This is a genomic window from Peribacillus sp. NPDC097225 (assembly GCF_044761955.1).
GTDB lineage: Bacteria > Bacillota > Bacilli > Bacillales > DSM-1321 > Peribacillus.
In genome coordinates this window covers 197924-217220 of sequence record NZ_JBIWDJ010000003.1, presented here as the reverse complement: position 1 = coordinate 217220, position 19297 = coordinate 197924, and the positions used below count along the sequence as shown (strand labels likewise).

Genomic DNA, 19297 nt, shown 5'->3' with positions numbered 1-19297 from the left:
TCCCTACATGCGAGGAAGGATGCTTACCTGTTGATTATTTATTGACCATGTTAGCAGGGTCAACCCATGCTTTGAATTCATCTTCCGTTAGGAATTCAAGTTTCAACGCCGCTTCTTTCAAAGTGGAGTTGTCTTTGAATGCAGTTTTCGCAATTTTAGCCGCTTTTTCATACCCGATATGTGGGTTCAATGCCGTTACGAGCATAAGAGAACGATCAACATTTTCTTTGATCTTATCTTCATTCGCTGTAATTCCTACCGCACAGTTATCATTGAAGGAATGAATGCCATCTGTCAATAATTTAACGGTTTGCAGGAAGTTGTAAATGATGACCGGTTTGAAAACGTTCAATTCAAAGTTCCCTTGGCTTGCTGCAAAACCGATTGTAGCATCATTTCCGACAACTTGTGTCGCAATCATTGTCATTGCTTCACATTGGGTCGGATTCACTTTACCTGGCATGATGGAGCTGCCTGGCTCATTTTCAGGAATGGCGATTTCACCGATTCCGCTTCTTGGGCCACTTGCCAGCCATCTAACATCATTGGCAATCTTCATTAAATCAGCAGCCAACGCTTTAAGAGCACCGTGTGCATAAACAATTTCGTTATGGCTTGTTAAAGCATGGAACTTATTATCCGATGTGACAAATGAATGTCCTGTATCCGCTGCGATTTGTTTAGCAGAAAGTGCCGGGAATTCTTTTTTCGTATTGATTCCAGTCCCTACAGCCGTACCGCCCAATGCAAGGTTCAATAATTTTTGGCTACTTTCTTCGATCATCGCCAAATCTTTATCAAGCATTGCTTTCCAACCGGAGATTTCTTGGCCAAGAGTTAGTGGTGTCGCATCTTGAAGATGGGTCCGTCCAATTTTCACGACATCCCAGAATTCTTTTTCTTTGGCTTCGAATGTGTCACGAAGCACTTTAATGGCCGGTACCAATTTTTCGGCAACTTCCATATAAGCTGCGATATGCATGGCTGTCGGGAATGTATCGTTAGAGCTTTGCGCTTTGTTAACATCATCATTCGGGTGAAGCATCTCAGTTTCGCCTTTTTCCTCTAACCATTTATTCCCTTTGTTTGCGACCACTTCATTCACGTTCATATTACTTTGTGTGCCGCTACCAGTTTGCCAGACGACAAGTGGGAAATGTTCGTCAAGCGTACCTTCAAGGATTTCACCACAAATTTTAACGATGGCATCCTTCTTCACTTCTGAAAGATCGCCAAGTTCAAAGTTCACTTTTGCTGCCGCTTGTTTTACGTAAGCAAATGCATGGACTAATTCAATCGGCATTTTTTCATAACCGATTTTGAAGTTATTACGGCTTCTTTCCGTTTGTGCACCCCAGTACTTATCAGCAGGAACTTTTACTTCCCCCATTGTATCTCGTTCGATTCTAAATTCCATGTGTTCTCCTCCTATATTCGCACTATCCACTGAGAAACAATATGTATATGTAATGAATAATGACGTTTTATATGATCCCCTATATATTGTACAAACATTATTATTGTAAAGCAAAAAAAACGGAACACAAATGACCTTTTCCTTCAGAAAAGTCCGTTTAATCTGAATCCGGTTCTATTACTCTGTTGAATTCGTAATTTTATAATGATAAACATGATACATGTTCCATAATAGCTAGTCCCAAATAACCGTCTATTAGGAATGTCCTTGACAGAATCCTATATTTATAGTAAATTCAAAAGAAATTGAATAATCAAAACTCTTATCGAGAGAGGTAGAGGGAATGGCCCTATGACACCTCAGCAACCTTCATTTGTTTCAAACCAATGAAAAGGTGCTAATTCCACAAGTTTGTGTAACTTGGAAGATAAGAAGAATGACTCTATCCTACTTATTCAAGTCTTCTTCTTAAAGAAGACTTTTTTTATTTTATTTAACTAAAAGGAGCAGTGAAAAATTATGTACAAAACAGAAACCTATCTTGCTCAGCTTGGAAACCGCAGTGAAACGGCGACAGGAACGGTCAATCCGCCCGTTTACTTCTCGACGGCTTTCCGTCACGAAGGAATTGGTCAATCAACAGGATTCGACTATACACGAACAGGAAACCCTACACGCCAGCTATTGGAGCAATCGATCGCCAAACTAGAACATGGCGATCAAGGATATGCATGCAGTTCGGGAATGGCTGCCATTGCCACCATCCTTTCCTTATTCAAATCAGGGGATGCATGGATCAGTAGCGAAGATTTATACGGCGGTACATATCGTTTATTAGAGCATGGCTTTAAAAAATGGGGGCTACAATGCGAATATGTCAATACATGTTGCCTGGAGGATATTGAAAAAGCAATCACCCCTCAAACAAAGGCCATCTTTATTGAGACTCCCACAAACCCTCTTATGCAGCAAACGGACATTCCAGCCGTCGCCGCTCTTGCCAAACAATACAATTTACTATTGATTGTTGACAATACTTTTTACACGCCGATCATCCAACAGCCCCTCTTACTTGGTGCTGACATCGTGATTCACAGCGCAACGAAATATCTTGGTGGCCATAATGATGTGTTGGCCGGCTTGATTGTGGCAAAAGGAGCCGAGTTATGTGAGTCCCTTGCTTTCCACCATAATGGTATGGGAGCGGTCTTGAGCCCATTTGATTCGTGGTTGTTGATGCGCGGGATGAAAACCTTGGCACTGAGAATGGAACGTCATGAAAAGAACGCCAAGGTTATCGTTGATTATTTGACGGAACATGAAAGTGTAACGGATGTTCTCTATCCAGGTCGTGGCGGCATGATTTCATTCCGGGTCAATGATGAAGCGGTGGTCAACCCATTTCTACAGTCCCTTTCATTGATTTCATTTGCCGAAAGCCTTGGTGGCGTCGAAAGCTTCATCACGTATCCGGCGACACAGACACATGCCGATATGCCTCTTGAAGTTAGAACGGCAAATGGAGTTTGCAATCGACTCCTTCGATTCTCTGTCGGCATCGAGGACAGCGGAGATTTAATCGAAGACCTGCAGCAGGCATTTGCTCAAGTAAAAAAGGAGGCAATACGATGACAAACCAAGAATTCAGTTTTGAAACCAAATTACTACACAACCAACATAAATTCGATCCAACAACAGGTGGGGTGAGTGTTCCGATCCAGCATGCTTCCACCTTCCATCAAACCGACATTGATCAATTTGGCAAATACGATTACAGCCGGAGCGGGAATCCGACGCGAGAAGCCCTGGAAGATATCATTGCGGAACTGGAAGAAGGCACGCGCGGATTCGCTTTTTCATCCGGGATGGCTGCCATTTCAACGGCTTTCCTCCTGCTTTCTGCCGGTGACCATATCGTCATCTCTGAAGATGTATACGGAGGCACATTCCGAATGGTAACAACCGTGCTGACCCGTTTTAACATCGAACATACCTTCGTGGATATGACGGATCTTGAGAGTGTAAAAGCGGCCATCCAGCCAAATACGCGAGCAATCTATATTGAAACGCCTTCCAATCCCTTGCTTAAAGTAACCGATATTAAAGCGGTATGTGATATCGCCAAAAGCATTGGCGCATTAAGCTTTGTAGACAATACATTCCTGACGCCTGCCCTCCAAAAGCCGTTAAACCTCGGGGCCGATATTGTCCTGCACAGTGCAACGAAATTTTTGTCTGGACATAGTGATGTCGTAGCAGGCCTTGCCGTCGTAAAAGACCCGGACCTTGCCGATAGACTTGGTTCCCTCCAAAACTCTTTTGGAGCGGTGCTCGGTGTTCAGGATGCCTGGCTTGTGATGAGAGGTCTGAAAACCCTATCCGTCCGGATGGAGCACTCTCAAAAAGGTGCTGAAAGAATTGCGGAATATTTAAAACAGCAACCGTTAGTGAAAAACGTGTATTACCCTGGTCTTTCCGACCACCCACAACACGGCATCCAGGAAAATCAAGCCAGGGGAGCGGGAGCTGTTCTATCATTCGAATTGGAAAGCGAAGAAATTTTCCGCTCGTTCGTAAACCATGTCGAGTTACCCGTGTTTGCTGTAAGCCTCGGGGCCGTCGAATCGATTCTATCTTACCCGGCTAAAATGTCCCATGCGGCCATGCCTGCAGAAGAAAGGGAAAAACGCGGCATCACGAACAGCTTGCTTCGCTTGTCCGTCGGTTTGGAAAATCCTGATGATTTGATCAGGGACTTTGATTTAGCCCTTAAGAAAAGTACAGAAAGACAGGCCGTTTCTACTAAATAAACGGATGAGAAGGATAAAAGGAACAAGTAATGTTAGGATTTTAATTCAGGATATTTCAAAGGAGAAAAGGATTTGAAAATCGATCGAACAGACGATTATGAATTACTTGCTAGATTGAATAAATACGTGCACGATATACATGCGAATTTATATCCTGATTATTTTAAGCCATATAACTTCCAAGAAGTTAAAGCTTTTTTCCAAGGAATCATCCATCGAGACGAATTCACTTTCCTGAAGTTGGAGGATGAAGGAAAACCTTTGGGATATGCTTGGATTGAGTTAAGAAACCTTCCCGAAAATGCCTTTAAAAAAGCGTATAAATCTGTATATGTTCATCAAATAAGTATAGTGGATAGTCAAAGAAGAAAAGGATATGCTACTACGTTAATGGATAGAATTACTGATTTTGCAAAAGAAAACGGCATTAACAGGATTGAACTGGATTATTGGTTCGATAACGAAATTGCAAGGAACTTTTATAAGAAGAATGAGTTTGTAAAATACCGAGAATTTGTTTACAAGGAAATGTAATCTATATGAGCAAATGAGAAAGAAGAGGAGCAAATGCCCCTCTTCTTTTTCATCCTACATATTATGAATCTATCCAGCCATCCCCTTATTAGGTCCAGCCTGCAGTTCATACATTTGATAGTATTTCCCCTTTTGTTCCATCAACCCTTCGTGTGTCCCCTGTTCCACTATCCGCCCTTTATCCAATACGAGAATCTGGTCGGCATTCTTGATCGTGGATAATCGATGCGCGATGATGAAAGTCGTTCTTCCTTTTTTCAACACTTCCATGCCTTCTTGGATGATGGCCTCTGTTTCCGTATCGATGCTCGCCGTTGCTTCGTCCAAGATCAAAATCGCCGGATCGAAGGCCAGGGCGCGAGCAAAGGAAATCAGCTGTCGTTGTCCCGAGGACAATGTCCCACCTTTTTCAATCACCGGTTCATCAAGCCCTAATGGCAAATGCCGCAACACTTTATCTCCACCAACATCCTTTAACGCTTTTTCTATGGTGGCCCTTGTGATCCTTTCCTGGCCTAGACTGATATTGGAAGCAATCGTTCCCGTGAATAAGTAAGGATCCTGAAGGACGATCCCCATATGTTCCCTTAAGGTTTGATGGGGGATATCCAAAATATCCTTTCCATCAATCTTAATGGTCCCCTCATTGCTGTCATAAAAACGGAACAGTAAATTCATGATGGAACTTTTCCCTGAACCAGTATGGCCCACCAATGCGACCGTTTCTCCCTGACTAGCTGAAAAGGATATGTCCTTTAAGACATATTCATTTTCCTTATAGCCAAACGATACATGTTCGAATGCCACATTGCCTTTATATCTGGGAATGTTTCGATCGCTGACCTGAATGCCCGGCTCATCCAACAGACTGAAAGCCCTCTCCCCCGCAACCAATGCCTGTTCCAGGTTCGCGAACTGATTGACGATTCCATGTAACGGATGAAGCAGTCGGCTGATCAAGTCGACGATGGCATACATCATCCCGAGTGAAACGGCTGAGGTCGCTGTAAGCGACATCCCGCCAAAATACCATACAAATGCGATGAGTGCGATAACCTTGATGACTCCAATCAAGTTTCCCCCCGTCAAGGAATTCAAATGAAGCATCTTGTTTTGATAAAAGTAATGATCTCGGTTCAAGGTTTCAAATGACTGTTTCGTTTCCTTTTCACGTCCGAATGCTTGAATGATATTCATTCCTGAAATCGATTCATTGATCATCCCATTGATATCACTGACTCGTTCCCGAATGATATGATTATATTTCGAGGCGAATTTACGATATACCTTCGTCCAGATAATAATGATGGGAACAAGTAGAAGACCCATGAGACCCGCACGTGCATCCAAAATGTATAAGGCAATGAGTACACCGATGATGTTGATCGTACTCGAAAAGAAATTGGCCAGGACGGTTACATATAATTCGCGGATGGCCTCTGTATCATTTGTGACCCTGGCAACGACCTTACCAGCAGGCATATTGTCAAAATAGCGGATTGGCAAACGGGAAATGTGGGTGAAAATATCATTTCTCATCCGCTGGATAATCCGGTTGGCGGCTTTCTGTAAATAAAAGCTCTGTCCGTATTGAAAGACGGAGGAAATGAGGACTAGACCGAAATAAAAAGCGACCAGTCCCAATATCCTTGGAATTTCCGGTTGATAAAACCCCATCAATTCCTGGGTTGATAAGGGTTCAAATGCCGTCCTCGTTTCTTTTCCGCCTTTTTCAATGACTAATGTATTACCATCTAAACTGCGGCGCCCATCCACCGGGACCGCTTTATCGACGAAGACGAATTGGCTACCGACCTGTAGCACCCGGACCTCTTTCCCTTTCTCTTCCCCTTTTGAAAAATAGGCATCCCTTTTGTACCAGTGATTTTCGTATTCCACGGCATCTTGCCCTTTTTCCGTTTCATGCCAAGATGATTCGATTCCCATTATATGAGAATCGATGATTTTTTTAGCGACGAATGGACCGCTTAAATCGGCGGCAACGGAAAGGGCCAGCATGATCAGTGCTCCGATGATTATCTTTTTGTAAAGGGAAGCATATTGAAAGAGTTTTTTTACAACCTTCATGCCCCGACCTCCGTTCCTTCATTAACTTGTTGCCGCTCATATTGCTCCTTATACCAGCCTTCTTGCTTGAGTAAACTTGCATGTGTACCCTCTTCGATAATCGTCCCATTGTCGAGGACGATGATATGGTCCGCATGTTGAACGGCCGATAAGCGGTGGGTCGTGATGATTGTCGTTTTCCCCGCCCGTTCATTTTGGATATTTTTGATGATCGTCGTTTCCGTTTTAGCATCCACGGCTGAAAGGGAATCATCCAGGATCAGGATTTCCGGATTTTTAATCAAGGCTCTTGCTATCGCTATCCGCTGTTTCTGTCCTCCTGATAGAGCGACCCCCTTTTCACCGACGAGCGTTTCAAGCCGGTTAGGTAGCATCGTTACATCCTTCTCGAAATCTGCAAGTCGGATTGCTTCTGCAAGCTCTTCTTCCGAGGCGTCCAGTTTTCCGAAGAGGATATTATCTTTCACGGACCTTGAAAATAAAAAGTGATCCTGTGGGACATACCCGATTTTGCCGCGGACATCCCCGAGTTCAAGCTGTTCAATCGGCATTCCCGCAAATACGACTTCCCCGCTTCCCAGTGGGTATTCCCTCAGCAATTGCTTCACGAACGTCGTTTTCCCGCTTCCTGTTTTACCGACAATCCCTAAAGTGCGACCTTGTTCCAGTTGAACCGATATATCAGACAGATTCACCACTTTTGAAGAAGGGTAGGTAAAACTCACTTGATGAAACGCGATATCATCCCCGTTCAAAGATTGCCCGGGCTTCAATGGATTTTTCACATCGGCTTCATAGGAAAGGGTTTCTTGAACACGGTCTAAAGATGCATTCCCCCTTTGCATGACATTGATCAATTCGCCTACGGCAATCATTGGCCAAATCAACATGCCTAGGTATACATTGAATGATACAAGGCCTCCAAGCGTGATGGCTTGTTGAAAAACAAGGTACGCTCCGTATCCAAGGCCGATTAAGTAACTAATGCCGATGATGATGGTGATCGTCGGATCGAAAAGGGCATCGATCTTTGCCACTGCCAGGTTTTTGCGATAAACATTCTCCGTCATCTCATCGAATCTCTTTTCATCTTCCCTTTCCTGGACGTATGCACGTATGACACGCACGCCGGAAATGGACTCCAACACTTTGTCATTCAGCTCACCGAATGCTGATTGTGCATCCGTAAATCGCTTATAAATTTTCTTCACATAAATCTGCATCATGAGGGCCATGATGGGTAGGGGCAGTATAGCCGCGATCGTTAGCTGCCAACTGACGGTCACGCCCATCATGATGACGACCATGAATGTGAAGACGACCGAGTCGACCAGTGTCAATATTCCGAAACCAGCCGTTTGCGAGATGGCTTTTAAATCATTGGTCGCCCTTGCCATCAGATCACCAGTACGGTTTTTCTCGTAAAAGGTCGGTGTCATCTTCAATAAATGCCCCATGAATCCTGACCTGATCTTCCTTTCGACCAAATTCCCGCCACCAAATAAAAGGTAACTCCATAAGTATCCAAATAAATAGCTGACACACATAAGAACAAGCAAATAAGTAACATACCGCACCAAGGCATCTTGGGTCATATTGCCATTGTTCATATCATCGATGGCATTCCCAATGAGCCGTGGGGGGATGACTTCCATTACATTTACCAAACATAAAAAGATAATAGCCAAGGTATACCGCCGCCACTGCTCTTTAAAGAACCAGCTCAGCTTCTTGAATATCGCAAACATGAATTCCTCCTCCTTATGTAGTCACCACCAAGGTTGATTGGCCACTATTTGGCTCTCCCGCTCGAAGCAGATATCCCAAAGCTTTGCCCCCCTTGACCTTCCTCCTCTTACACATGTATACGGAAAGGATACTGGCCTGCCCACAATGCTCTCTAAACAGGAAAAGCTCCCGCATCATTTAGCAGAAGCTTTCAATATGCGTAAGAAAACGCATCAAAAAGCAGGCCGCGAATATCCACAACCTGCGCACATGCTATCCAAAGAAACATATAAGTCTATTACTTATATAGACAATGTTTCGGGCCAGGCTGACGTATGAAAATATACGATCATTGCTTCTTTTTGCTTATCGAATTTCGTCATGACGTCCTCCTCCTTTTAAAGATACATTGGAAATAATTAACTTGTTTTTAAAGATTACTACGGGTGTATATTTTTGTCAATTGTGACTTTTCTAGATTATTATTGAATAATCATTTATCCTATAGGGATAACGTAACCCTAAAGGAGGTTCATTCTATGAATTGGAGAAGCTATATACTACTGGCTGTTCCATTTTTATTACTATCCATTTTCATTGCATTTGTCGTTCCCGAAAAATACAGTCCGTTAGCTTTCATTCCAGTTGGGCTTTTCTGGGTCGTCTACTATATCATCATGTATTTGAATAAGAAGAAAAAGAACCGTTGATCTAGTACGATGGCTCTGCAGGAGCAACGCCCCTTTCTTGACTGCTCTGCATATACTAACCGAAAAACATTCGTGGTGATTGTATGTTCTCGCAATATGTGCAGAAGCTGTTAGGTGGACCCCCACAAAAGATTCAACCCGTCTTGGATGCAGGGGATTTCGATGCATTGAAATCCAGATTGGAACTCGAGCTTAAGCAGCCTGCGGAAGAATCCATCATTTTCTTTCCTGAAGAATCCTCCCTTATAAAAAACATCCGGGCTGAGACTGCGGCCCAGAACCGGAATAACGTGACCAGGACTCAAGCTTACCTTTCCTATTACAAGCGAAACCCCGAGGTGCATTGGTCTTTTTTAGCTCATATGGTTTCTAGGAACGGTGGCTATCATATGACGGACTTGGCCAGTTCTTCCATGACCCATCTTCTCAACAGCGAGGATCGGCAAAAATTCTTCCTTTTCCTAGAACGGGCAAATTCGGCCATTTTTGCCGATGCCTTTCCACAGCTCCTTTTATATGAAAAGGCCAAGCAAAAAAATATTCCCTTAAGGAAATATTTGCGGATCTTCCATATCTCCAACTTCATGGCCCCCATATGGGAGTCCTTTATCCATGAGCCCCATTCTCCACTTTTAACAAACGCCCTCATTATCAATGAACAAAGGATGCTGGAAGAACGCGTATTGAAACGCTCCCGTCATGGTGAAATCCTCCGGAGGCTCGATTTCCGGCTACAGGAACTTTTAGGCTTTACGACGGTGCTCTTTCCTTATGCATACCAGAAAAAGCGCTATTCATTAACCGGCCTGACCGTTTCGCGATTTGCTGATCCCCTTCAACGAATCAAGACCGGCAAGACCCTATACCAGCTTCTCTTTCAGCACCCCATGATCCTCCAAGGTGTCGAGCAATTCGCAACCAATCATCCCCACACCGCTTCCCGGGCAGACTATTGGGATGATGTGTATACCTCTACATCCATTTCCGGCGTGGAATCGAAGGTATACAGCCCAACCCTCCCCACCGCCTGGAGTGATTGTCCGGTTTTCCCTTTGCCCCGGACTGATTGGTTTACGAAAGAAGCCTTCATTTATGATTTACAAGACTTGCCGCTTGTTCAGAAGGTGGACCTGACAAGCAAGGTGTTAGAAAATGTCCAACACTTAAAGACCATCAATGAACTGAAATCTTTCATTTGAATCCATGCCTCTCATTACGAATACAACTCCCATCATTTGGAAACAATGAGTACCAAAAAGAAGGGGAGAAACCAAATGAGAGGCATTGTACTGATGAATCCGAATCACGCCATAGGAGACTTACATCCGAGTGAGAGTTTTGCAATCCAAAAAATCATGACGGACAAGTATATAGAAGAAAAGAATATTTCCCCGGTCATACTGAACCCATATCAGCTCTATCCGTATTACACCATCCCTCATGTACTTCTCTTTAACCTGCAGAATAAACAAGTAAAGCAAATTGATTGCCTTGTCCTGCATTCAATCGAAACAATGGAACGTTTTATCACGATTTATCCTGAAAAGTGGCTTGAACTTTGCGGATATTTCAATGAAGTAATCAGCGTATCCGACCGTATGAGTTATTCGCTAACACCAAAGGGAAAAGAAGCCAATTAGGCATTGCTCGCATTCCGTATATTCCTTATAATTCCTTAAGAAGGGAAATTCGCAGTTAATTTGGCGGCGTTCCAGCCCCCATCTAAAAGGGTACATACTCCCCCTCATCCTCTGCTTCTTTCTTCTCGTCCTCCCGAATTCTCCTGGTTATTCTCTTATTCTTCCAACCTATTTTTTCTAATTAAATAATTTTATGGAATAACCATAGATATATAGGCTGTTTTTATATATCATTAGATTTAGGAATTTTTTACTTTTGATTAAGAAGGGAATGACCTAAATGAAGAAAGAAAAGAAAAAAAAGAATCCAATTCCTTTCCGACTGAACTTTATGTTCTTTTTCATATTCATATTATTTTCCGCCCTGGTTATAAGGCTGGGTATCGTTCAAATTGTTTATGGAGATAATTATTTACGCGAGGTGGATCGAACCGAAAATGATGTGGTCAACAGCCCCGTTCCCCGTGGTAAAATGTACGACCGGTACTTGAACCCAGTCGTCGATAATGATCCTCTTAATGCGATCACCTATACGAAATATCCAAATACAAAGACAGCAGAAATGCTAGAAACGGCCGAAATCCTCGCTACCTTGATAAAAAAGGATACGAAAAAAATTACGGAGCGGGATAGGAAGGATTTCTGGATCTTAAAAAATCCTAAAAAAGCGGAGGCTTTGATTACAAAAGCGGAACGGAAGAAAGTCGAAGAAAATAAGTGGAAAGAAAAAAAGTTATATGAACTTCAATTAGAGCGAATAACCGAAGAAAACATCAAAGAATTCACCAAGGATGAATTGGAAGTTCTCGCAATTTTTCGAGAGTTTAATAGTGGATACGCACTTACCCCATCCATCGTTAAGAATAAAGGCGTGACCAAAAAAGAATTCGCCAGGGTCAGTGAGCATTTATCCGACCTTCCTGGTGTCGATGTTACGACGGATTGGGATAGGACCTATAAATATGATGAAACGTTGCGGTCGGTACTCGGAAAAGTGTCCTCTTCTGAAGAAGGGCTTCCTAGCGAAAATCTAGACTATTATCTAGCCCGTGACTATACCCGGAATGATCGAGTCGGAAAAAGTTATATTGAGAAACAATATGAAGATGTCCTCCGTGGGAAAAAGGCGAAAGTGGAAAACATCTTAAGTAAAGGCGAAGTGGTTGACACGATTCCCGTCACTGACGGTGAAAGTGGAAAGGACCTGGTCCTGACCATCGATATGGAGCTGCAGCAAATAGTAGACGAAATCATTGAAACGGAGTTAAGAAGAACGAAAGCAAAGGGTAATACATATTTGTTAGATCGTGCCTTCGTCGTTTTAATGGACCCTAATACTGGCGAAGTCCTGGCAATGTCCGGGAAACAATACGGGCACAACGCTAAAACCGGTGCGACCGAGATTAACGATTTTGCCCTTGGAACGATTACCACATCTTATACGATGGGTTCCTCTGTAAAAGGGGCGACGGTTTACACGGGTTTTCAAACTGGGGTCATCTCTCCCGGGACAACCTTGTATGACCAGCCACTTTATCTGGCTGGGGCTAAACCCAAAAAGTCATATAGCAACTTGGGGTATCTATCAGATGTAACTGCATTAAAAAAATCATCGAACGTTTATATGTTCCTGACGGCAATCAAGATTGGCGGCGGTCATTATAGTCCACATCAAAAGTTGGGTCTTAAGAGTGGGTCCTTTACCACACTAAGAAACCATTATGCCCAATTTGGTTTAGGCGTTCGTACGGGCATCGACCTTCCCAATGAATCGGCGGGATTTAAAGGGGTCGATACTTCGACAGATGGATTGCTACTCGATTTATCCATTGGACAGTATGATACCTATACACCGATGCAATTGGCACAGTACGTATCGACGATTGCTAATGGTGGACAAAGACTTGAGCCTCATGTTGTTAAGGAAATCAGGAACCCTTCCGATAAGCATGGGGAATTGGGATCTGTATTTCAATCGGTGAGTCCGAAAGTTTTAAACGATCTGGGCGGGGAAGAAATTTGGATTCAACGTGTCCAAGAAGGCTTTAGACAGGTTGCACAGGAACCTGGTGGAACGGCATATAGTGCTTTTGCCGGCAAGTCATACCGCCCGGCTGCGAAAACAGGGACGGCCCAGGCCTTTTATGACGGGCCTCGAAGAAATGAATATAGCGAACCCGAACCAACTATCAATCTAACGCTTGTAGGCTACGCCCCACACAATAAACCAGAAGTGGCGTTTTCCGTCGTAGCACCATGGGTTTACCAAGGTTCCGCCGCAGATGATATCAACAAGCGGATTGGTGAAAGGGCGATGGATGCTTATTTCAAATTAAAGGAAAAAAGATTAAAAGGAGATACAGAGAAAGACAAGGCGGTTGATTCAAATCCCGAGTGATCCAAATCGGGTGAATCGACAAAAATGGGGCTGTCCCAAAAGGGGTAATTACACCGAAATTGAATAAATAGTAAAAGGCAGAAACGTTGATTTAACAACATTTCTGCCTCTTTATTTTTGCGAAATTCACTGGAATAAGGACTTATTAGACAGCCCCATTTCATTTTCATACTTAATACTATAGCTTTTGGACGAACTCTTTATAAAGGGCCCGTAGCGCATCTCCCCTGCTAATTATCCCGACAACCTTATTATGTTCATCCACCACCGGGATTTTCTTGAAGTGGTGTTTAGATATGACCTTTATCAAATCAGACAATGGATCTTCCGGGGATAACTTCGTGATTTTCTTATTTTTAATAATTTGCGAGACTTTATCATTCATTTTAGAGGCGACCTTTTCGTCCAGGTTTTCGCCAGGCAAAATCGTGATGTACGTGTAATATCCCTTGACGGATTCTTCCGCGGGTGCCAGGTAACGTAAAATATCTCCATCCGATACCATCCCTAGAAGCTTATCCTGATCATCGACCACAGGAACCCCACCAACCTTATTTTCTATAAAGAGCCCCATGATTTCCTTTAATGTAAAATTCGGGCGAGCCACATATACCTCTTTGATCATATAATCCTTGACTAACATCCAACCACCCCTTTTATTAAGTTGATGTTCCATATCCAATATCTATATTTTCACTTACTTTCCATTTAATCATACCATTAAAAAACATTGGTACTTGTGCATTCTTTGTCAATTTTTCTACTTTCATCTGCCCCACCCTCTTATTGGACAATCAGCCCCCTCTTTTTCCGTAAAACAAATCATTGAATAATATTGGAAGATTGGATGAATTTCTTTTACAATGAAAATAAGATCAGAATGGAGGATAAACAATGAATAATCATGAAATAGATTACAAATTACACGGGGATGACATGCAGTTTGTCGAGGTCGAATTGGATCCCAAAGAAACGGTGATTGCCGAAGCAGGCAGTTTAATGATGATGGAAGATCAAATCAAAATGGAAACGATCTTTGGCGATGGGTCATCTAGCAGTGATGGAGGGATGATGGGAAAACTTTTTGGTGCCGGTAAAAGGCTGCTTACGGGCGAGAGCTTATTCATGACCACCTTTACCAATGAAAGTCATGAAAAAAGGCATGTTTCTTTCGCCTCCCCTTATCCAGGTAAGATCATCCCTATGGACTTGAGTGAGCTCGGCGGAAAAATCATTTGTCAAAAAGATGCTTTTTTAGCGGCAGCGAAAGGTGTATCGGTTGGAATCGAATTTCAGAGGAAAATTGGGACAGGCTTTTTCGGTGGTGAAGGGTTCATCATGCAAAAACTCGAAGGAGACGGAATGACTTTTGTCCATGCAGGGGGTACGATCCACCAAAAGGAATTGGCCCCAGGTGAGGTACTCCGTGTGGATACCGGCTGTCTAGTCGCCATGACCAGCGGAGTGGATTATAACATCGAATTCGTCAAAGGTGTAAAAACTGCGCTATTCGGCGGAGAAGGTCTTTTCTTTGCCACATTGAAGGGTCCTGGAACCGTCTGGATTCAATCCCTTCCGTTCAGCCGCCTGGCCAGCCGTGTGTTTGCTGCGATGCCACAAAATGGCGGGTCATCCGATGAAGGGAGCATAGCAAAAGGCTTGTTCGGCTTATTCAACGATAAATAATTGATGCAGTCTGTGGCCGGCAGGCTTTTCGGCCACAGATATCATCTAGCAGAAAAGGGTGGAATCGACATGCAGCTTGTTAAATGGTCCTACATGAGACGATACAATATCAAAGCGATTTTTGACCAATACCCCAACTCCCCCGTCATCTTCAGAAAAATAAGAGAGTACTATTTTGTTTACACCATTCAGTGGACACCTGCCGATGAGCCTGTTGGCAGAAACGAACTCGAACAAATGGAACGACTGCTTAACCGGGAGCTCGGAACCGAATGGCAATACCTCTACCGTAAAAAATGACATTCATTCTACTTATCTTGTCAGTGGCTTTCATATTGCATGGTTCTCCGTATCAAGTCGGTTTCTAACAAATCTTTAGTGCATGTTCACCTTTCACCTTGTAGCCACATTCTTCCCATCATTTCGAATACTCTGACCCATAATATTTTAGTAGTGTTCATGATTCATGTATGATAGAAGAAAAGCATGGTTTACTCTTGGAGTTTAAGGTGTAAAAAACTTTATATTGGAGGAATGTAAACATGGACTTAATAAAAAACATATTTTCCTTAGGCATAGGTGCTGCTGCAGCAACGAAAGAGCAGATTGAGAAAACGGTGGATACCCTGGTAAAAAAAGGCGATATCAGTAAAGAAGAATCAAAGGACCTTATTAAACAGTGGGTAGAAAAAGGCGAACAGGCCCAAAAGCAAATCGATGATTCAGTCAAAGTGAAAGTCAACCAGGCTTTGAATGGCCTCAATTTGGCCACAAGAGAAGAAGTTCAGGCATTAGAGCGCCGGATAGCTGCTTTAGAACAAAAAAACCAATCCATACAACCTTGATCTGGAGGAAAATGAATGTTTGGCAAGCGATTGAAACATGCACATCGGTATCAGGAAATCACGAATGCCTTTTTAAAAAACGGCATGGGTTATTTCATCTATCGATTGGGATTATCTGATGGAAAATCCACATCGAAAGTCGCACCCGAAGAAAACCTGAACCTGCGGTCGATCGGGGAACGGCTACATAAGATATTACAAAGTTTAGGCCCGACTTTCATCAAGCTTGGTCAGATTGCCAGTACCAGACGTGACATTGTACCGGAAGAAATTGTCCGCGAGCTAGAGAAGCTCCAAGATCAGGTCACACCTTTCCCTTTTGAAAAAGCACGCCAGATTATTGAAGCTGAATTGGGGGATTCCTTGGAAAGCCTTTTTCTTGAATTTCAAGAAACCCCTCTTGCGACCGCTTCAATCGGTCAGGTCCACGTTGCTCGGCTTCACTCACAGGAAGTGGTCGCCATCAAGGTCCAACGACCCGACATTTTGCCAAACGTGGAAACGGATTTGGAGATCCTCGATGATTTGACCAGGCTTATGGAAGCCCGGATACCTTGGGCAAGGCGATATCAAATCAGAAAAATGATTGATGAGTTCGCTAAGTCCCTGCGAGCTGAACTCGATTATAATTCAGAAGGGCGGAACGGAGAAAGGATAGCCAAGCAATTCATCGACAATCAAGGTATCAAGATACCGAAGATCCACTGGGATTATTCAACCAAAAAGGTCCTGACGATGGACTTCATCAAAGGCATCAAGATCAATCATTACAAACAGCTTGATGAAGAAGGATATGATCGCAGGATAATCGCGGATAGATTAGCCAATTCCATTCTTCAGCAGATTTTGATTGATGGTTTTTATCACGGTGACCCTCATCCAGGGAATATCGTCATCTTACCTGGGAATGTAGTGTCTCTGATGGATTTCGGTATGGTCGGCCGTCTTGAGGAAGAGATGAAGTATCAGTTTGCTTCCCTTGTCATAAATCTAAAGCGAGGAAGCACCACTGGATTGATCAATACCCTTTCCAATATGGGACTTCTCACGGACGAAACGGATATGTCTTCGTTACGATATGATATTGATGAATTGCGGAATAAATATTATGACATCCCCTTGAGCCAGATAAGCTTGGGTGGTGCAGTCAATGATCTGTTTTCCGTGGCCAATGAACACAAGGTCATGATTCCACCCGAGTTCACGATGCTTGGTAAGGCTTTGCTCACCATGGAAGCCATCGTCGAAGAATTGGACCCGAACTTCAGTATCATGAAAGCCGCAGAACCTTTTGGTGAAAGGCTATTGAAAGAGCGTTTCCATCCTAAGAACCTGGCAAAGAAAACATGGAATCAATTTATTGAATCCGCAGAAGCAATTTCCGAGCTTCCTAAGGATATAAGGGACGTTTCAGATATCATCAAAAAAGGAAAGTTACGGTTGGACATCAACATCCCCGAACTCCAGGTTTTCTTACATAAACTTGATCAAATCTCGAATCGGCTGTCCTTCAGTATAATCCTGTTGGCCTTTAGCATCATCATGGTCGGTCTAATCGTCGGCTCTGCCATTGCCGGCCAAGCAAACATCCTTTGGAATATACCAGCCATCGAAATCGGGTTTGTCGTCGCAACCCTCATGTTCTTATTGATGATCTATACCATCTTTAGATCGGGGAGGATGTAGTTTCATCATGAAAAAAGAGAAAATCCCTTCTTGGCATTTTCTCTTTTTTTCATGGACATTCACAAATTCGCCTGCCCAATCACTGGTTATGTGTGCGTCGGTCATAAGAAACGGCATAGGCGCTATGACGGAAATTCAAGATGGGATCTTCCGAACACTCAATCCCATCCGTCACATTCGTTGGATCGAACCGGATTGCCTCATTCTGCGAGTCCAATTTACCTGTGATGGATAACTTCCCAACCGTAATGATTTGACTATCTTCCGGCCACACGACGGTAGGATCATCAGTCGGGGCATTTTCCTTACCGATTTGTATGTTTAAATTAAAGCTGGCTGGTCCTCGTTTCAGCCTTTCCTCCATGTCTCCAGTCAAGAAATCTGGTGGAAGCTTGGCCAATTCATCCTTTTCCAGCATACTTAACCCGGCATCCGGCTCCCACTGATATTTGATGGCCTGGCGCTTCCCATTTTCATTCACGAAATAATAGGCGTGTATGGAAAAGTATCGTGCCATTGTATAACTGGCAGGGGAACGCATTTCTTTAATCATCTGTAGACCCGCTTTGCTTTCAGGGTATTTCATCGCAATCGTTGCGAGTTCTTTCAAATTCGGGAAACCATCTTTGGCCGATTTGACAAACTCAAGAATCTCAACAAACGCTTCTGGTTTTTTCGCGAAGAACAAAGGAATCGTCACGGCAATAAGATCTGTTTCCTCCCCATCAGGCAAATGGAACTTGACAGCCATCCCTTTTACGGGAGAATGGGCATCCGTATGATTGGGGTTCGGGGAACTATTGGAGAATCGGATGGTGGCCTTAACTGCCTGATTCTGAAGATGTGGTGCGTCAGTTAACAATGCGGCTTGACCATTTGGGGTAAACACGCCCTCATAGTAATTCCCCCTCGCATGAGCTCGACGATTACCCGGAAACGTACCCACGACTTTTTCAATGGCATCCACCGCCTGATTAGCTAATTCGGGTTTTGCCTTTTCATTTTCCACGTTCATCACCCTTCTTTCCGCTAAAGTTTCTTTTACCAGTACCCTCAATCTCGATTGTCTATTCCATATAAAACGCAGGATAGCACATCGTCCTTCTCTTTATTTCCATATGCAGATATTTTTAACGTGAAAACGACAAAAACGCCTGAAAGAATCCAAGCGCTGCCGTTTTTCCATTAGGGTTTTATAAAAGGGCTTCAATATCCTGTTCCATATCAAATGGGGCTTCTACCGATTCAAAACGCTTCACGACATTTCCTTCGCGGTCGATAAGGAACTTCGTGAAGTTCCACTTAATTGAATCATCTATCAAAAACTCTGGATGCTCCGCTTGCAATTTTGCATGCAGCATTCTTCCGCCTGGCTTGTCGACAAGACCGGTAAATGGCGCATTCATTGTTAAATAGTGAAATAATGGATGTGCCTGACTTCCCCTGACATCCACTTTACTGAATAGTGGGAAATTCACGCCGTAATTCAACTGACAAAATGTTTCCACTTCTTGGTTTTGGCCTGGTTCCTGTTCTCCAAACTGGTTACAAGGAAAACCAAGAATGTTCAATCCTTTATCTTTATATCGGTCATAAAGCTTTTGTAAATCCTCGTATTGCGGGGTAAACCCACATTTACTTGCCGTATTGACGACGATAAGGACCTCACCTTTATACTTCTCTAAAGAAACTTCCTGTCCATTGATTCGCTCTGCAGAAAATTCATAAATCCCCACTCTTCATTCCCCCTTATAT

The 19297-nt window shown here is 43.3% G+C and carries 17 protein-coding genes and 1 riboswitch; of the genes, 11 read left to right on the top strand and 6 right to left on the bottom strand.

Going from position 1 to position 19297, the window contains the following annotated elements; translation table 11 throughout:
- Positions 1-34: 34 nt before the first annotated feature.
- Positions 35-1417, bottom strand: coding sequence for a class II fumarate hydratase (gene fumC, locus ACIQXH_RS11150; protein WP_402990220.1), 1383 nt, complete (start codon positions 1415-1417; stop codon positions 35-37).
- 319 nt (positions 1418-1736) lie between these two features.
- A riboswitch (SAM riboswitch) is annotated at positions 1737-1851 on the top strand.
- Between the two features lie 85 nt (positions 1852-1936).
- Between fumC and ACIQXH_RS11145 the strand changes: the two genes are divergently transcribed.
- From ACIQXH_RS11145 to ACIQXH_RS11135, 3 genes are all read left to right on the top strand, one after another.
- Positions 1937-3049, top strand: coding sequence for a methionine biosynthesis PLP-dependent protein (locus ACIQXH_RS11145; RefSeq protein ID WP_402867662.1), 1113 nt, complete (start codon positions 1937-1939; stop codon positions 3047-3049).
- Positions 3046-4227, top strand: a complete 1182-nt coding sequence (metC, locus tag ACIQXH_RS11140; protein ID WP_403123506.1) for a cystathionine beta-lyase — start codon at positions 3046-3048, stop codon at positions 4225-4227. The genes ACIQXH_RS11145 and metC overlap by 4 nt, the downstream gene beginning before the upstream one ends.
- 72 nt (positions 4228-4299) lie before the next feature.
- Positions 4300-4761, top strand: a complete 462-nt coding sequence (locus tag ACIQXH_RS11135) for a GNAT family N-acetyltransferase (RefSeq protein ID WP_403123503.1) — start codon at positions 4300-4302, stop codon at positions 4759-4761.
- Positions 4762-4830: 69 nt separating this feature from the next.
- Here ACIQXH_RS11135 and ACIQXH_RS11130 read toward each other — a convergent pair whose 3' ends face one another.
- Both ACIQXH_RS11130 and ACIQXH_RS11125 read right to left on the bottom strand, forming a co-directional pair.
- On the bottom strand, positions 4831-6849 hold the full coding sequence (locus ACIQXH_RS11130; RefSeq protein ID WP_403123501.1) for an ABC transporter ATP-binding protein: 2019 nt from the start codon (positions 6847-6849) through the stop codon (positions 4831-4833).
- Complete coding sequence (locus ACIQXH_RS11125) at positions 6846-8597, bottom strand: ABC transporter ATP-binding protein (RefSeq protein WP_403123498.1); 1752 nt, start codon at positions 8595-8597, stop codon at positions 6846-6848. Before ACIQXH_RS11125 ends, ACIQXH_RS11130 begins: the two co-directional genes overlap by 4 nt.
- Before the next feature lie 519 nt (positions 8598-9116).
- Between ACIQXH_RS11125 and ACIQXH_RS11120 the strand changes: the two genes are divergently transcribed.
- The 4 genes from ACIQXH_RS11120 (at position 9117) to ACIQXH_RS11105 (ending at position 13325) form a co-directional block, all read left to right on the top strand.
- On the top strand, positions 9117-9287 hold the full coding sequence (locus ACIQXH_RS11120) for a hypothetical protein (RefSeq protein ID WP_402867658.1): 171 nt from the start codon (positions 9117-9119) through the stop codon (positions 9285-9287).
- A gap of 83 nt (positions 9288-9370) precedes the next feature.
- On the top strand, positions 9371-10486 hold the full coding sequence (locus tag ACIQXH_RS11115; RefSeq protein ID WP_403123495.1) for a DUF2515 family protein: 1116 nt from the start codon (positions 9371-9373) through the stop codon (positions 10484-10486).
- A gap of 75 nt (positions 10487-10561) precedes the next feature.
- The gene (locus ACIQXH_RS11110) at positions 10562-10927 is read left to right on the top strand and encodes a hypothetical protein (RefSeq protein ID WP_402867656.1); all 366 of its coding nucleotides are present in this window, start codon (positions 10562-10564) and stop codon (positions 10925-10927) included.
- Positions 10928-11207: 280 nt separating this feature from the next.
- Complete coding sequence (locus ACIQXH_RS11105; RefSeq protein WP_402990240.1) at positions 11208-13325, top strand: peptidoglycan D,D-transpeptidase FtsI family protein; 2118 nt, start codon at positions 11208-11210, stop codon at positions 13323-13325.
- 178 nt (positions 13326-13503) lie between these two features.
- Here the strand turns inward: ACIQXH_RS11105 and ACIQXH_RS11100 are convergent, their stop codons facing one another.
- Complete coding sequence (locus ACIQXH_RS11100; protein WP_402955599.1) at positions 13504-13968, bottom strand: CBS domain-containing protein; 465 nt, start codon at positions 13966-13968, stop codon at positions 13504-13506.
- Positions 13969-14219: 251 nt separating this feature from the next.
- On the opposite strand from ACIQXH_RS11100, the gene ACIQXH_RS11095 reads away from it, so the two are divergent.
- From ACIQXH_RS11095 to ACIQXH_RS11080, 4 genes are all read left to right on the top strand, one after another.
- The gene (locus ACIQXH_RS11095) at positions 14220-15011 is read left to right on the top strand and encodes a TIGR00266 family protein (protein ID WP_402867653.1); all 792 of its coding nucleotides are present in this window, start codon (positions 14220-14222) and stop codon (positions 15009-15011) included.
- 3 nt (positions 15012-15014) lie between these two features.
- Positions 15015-15311, top strand: coding sequence for a hypothetical protein (locus ACIQXH_RS11090; protein WP_402867652.1), 297 nt, complete (start codon positions 15015-15017; stop codon positions 15309-15311).
- 242 nt (positions 15312-15553) lie between these two features.
- Positions 15554-15856, top strand: a complete 303-nt coding sequence (locus ACIQXH_RS11085; RefSeq protein ID WP_402955593.1) for a phasin family protein — start codon at positions 15554-15556, stop codon at positions 15854-15856.
- Between the two features lie 15 nt (positions 15857-15871).
- Positions 15872-17542 carry an ABC1 kinase family protein gene (locus ACIQXH_RS11080; RefSeq protein ID WP_402867650.1) on the top strand — a complete coding sequence of 557 codons (1671 nt, stop codon included), beginning with the start codon at positions 15872-15874 and terminating at the stop codon, positions 17540-17542.
- A gap of 79 nt (positions 17543-17621) precedes the next feature.
- Here ACIQXH_RS11080 and ACIQXH_RS11075 read toward each other — a convergent pair whose 3' ends face one another.
- Together ACIQXH_RS11075 and ACIQXH_RS11070 are read right to left on the bottom strand one after the other, a co-directional pair.
- Positions 17622-18551 carry a catalase family peroxidase gene (locus tag ACIQXH_RS11075; RefSeq protein WP_402867649.1) on the bottom strand — a complete coding sequence of 310 codons (930 nt, stop codon included), beginning with the start codon at positions 18549-18551 and terminating at the stop codon, positions 17622-17624.
- Between the two features lie 184 nt (positions 18552-18735).
- Entirely contained in the window at positions 18736-19278 is a 543-nt protein-coding gene (locus ACIQXH_RS11070) for a glutathione peroxidase (protein ID WP_402955584.1), read from the bottom strand.
- Positions 19279-19297: the final 19 nt, after the last annotated feature.

Bases quoted from the DNA above. Each gene is read 5' to 3' on its own strand.
- fumC (WP_402990220.1), bottom strand. From the start codon at position 1,417: ATGGAATTTAGAATCGAACGAGATACAATGGGGGAAGTAAAAGTTCCT.
- ACIQXH_RS11145 (WP_402867662.1), top strand. From the start codon at position 1,937: ATGTACAAAACAGAAACCTATCTTGCTCAGCTTGGAAACCGCAGTGAA.
- metC (WP_403123506.1), top strand. From the start codon at position 3,046: ATGACAAACCAAGAATTCAGTTTTGAAACCAAATTACTACACAACCAA.
- ACIQXH_RS11130 (WP_403123501.1), bottom strand. From the start codon at position 6,849: ATGAAGGTTGTAAAAAAACTCTTTCAATATGCTTCCCTTTACAAAAAG.
- ACIQXH_RS11125 (WP_403123498.1), bottom strand. From the start codon at position 8,597: ATGTTTGCGATATTCAAGAAGCTGAGCTGGTTCTTTAAAGAGCAGTGG.
- ACIQXH_RS11120 (WP_402867658.1), top strand. From the start codon at position 9,117: ATGAATTGGAGAAGCTATATACTACTGGCTGTTCCATTTTTATTACTA.
- ACIQXH_RS11115 (WP_403123495.1), top strand. From the start codon at position 9,371: ATGTTCTCGCAATATGTGCAGAAGCTGTTAGGTGGACCCCCACAAAAG.
- ACIQXH_RS11110 (WP_402867656.1), top strand. From the start codon at position 10,562: ATGAGAGGCATTGTACTGATGAATCCGAATCACGCCATAGGAGACTTA.
- ACIQXH_RS11105 (WP_402990240.1), top strand. From the start codon at position 11,208: ATGAAGAAAGAAAAGAAAAAAAAGAATCCAATTCCTTTCCGACTGAAC.
- ACIQXH_RS11100 (WP_402955599.1), bottom strand. From the start codon at position 13,968: ATGTTAGTCAAGGATTATATGATCAAAGAGGTATATGTGGCTCGCCCG.
- ACIQXH_RS11095 (WP_402867653.1), top strand. From the start codon at position 14,220: ATGAATAATCATGAAATAGATTACAAATTACACGGGGATGACATGCAG.
- ACIQXH_RS11090 (WP_402867652.1), top strand. From the start codon at position 15,015: ATGCAGTCTGTGGCCGGCAGGCTTTTCGGCCACAGATATCATCTAGCA.
- ACIQXH_RS11085 (WP_402955593.1), top strand. From the start codon at position 15,554: ATGGACTTAATAAAAAACATATTTTCCTTAGGCATAGGTGCTGCTGCA.
- ACIQXH_RS11080 (WP_402867650.1), top strand. From the start codon at position 15,872: ATGTTTGGCAAGCGATTGAAACATGCACATCGGTATCAGGAAATCACG.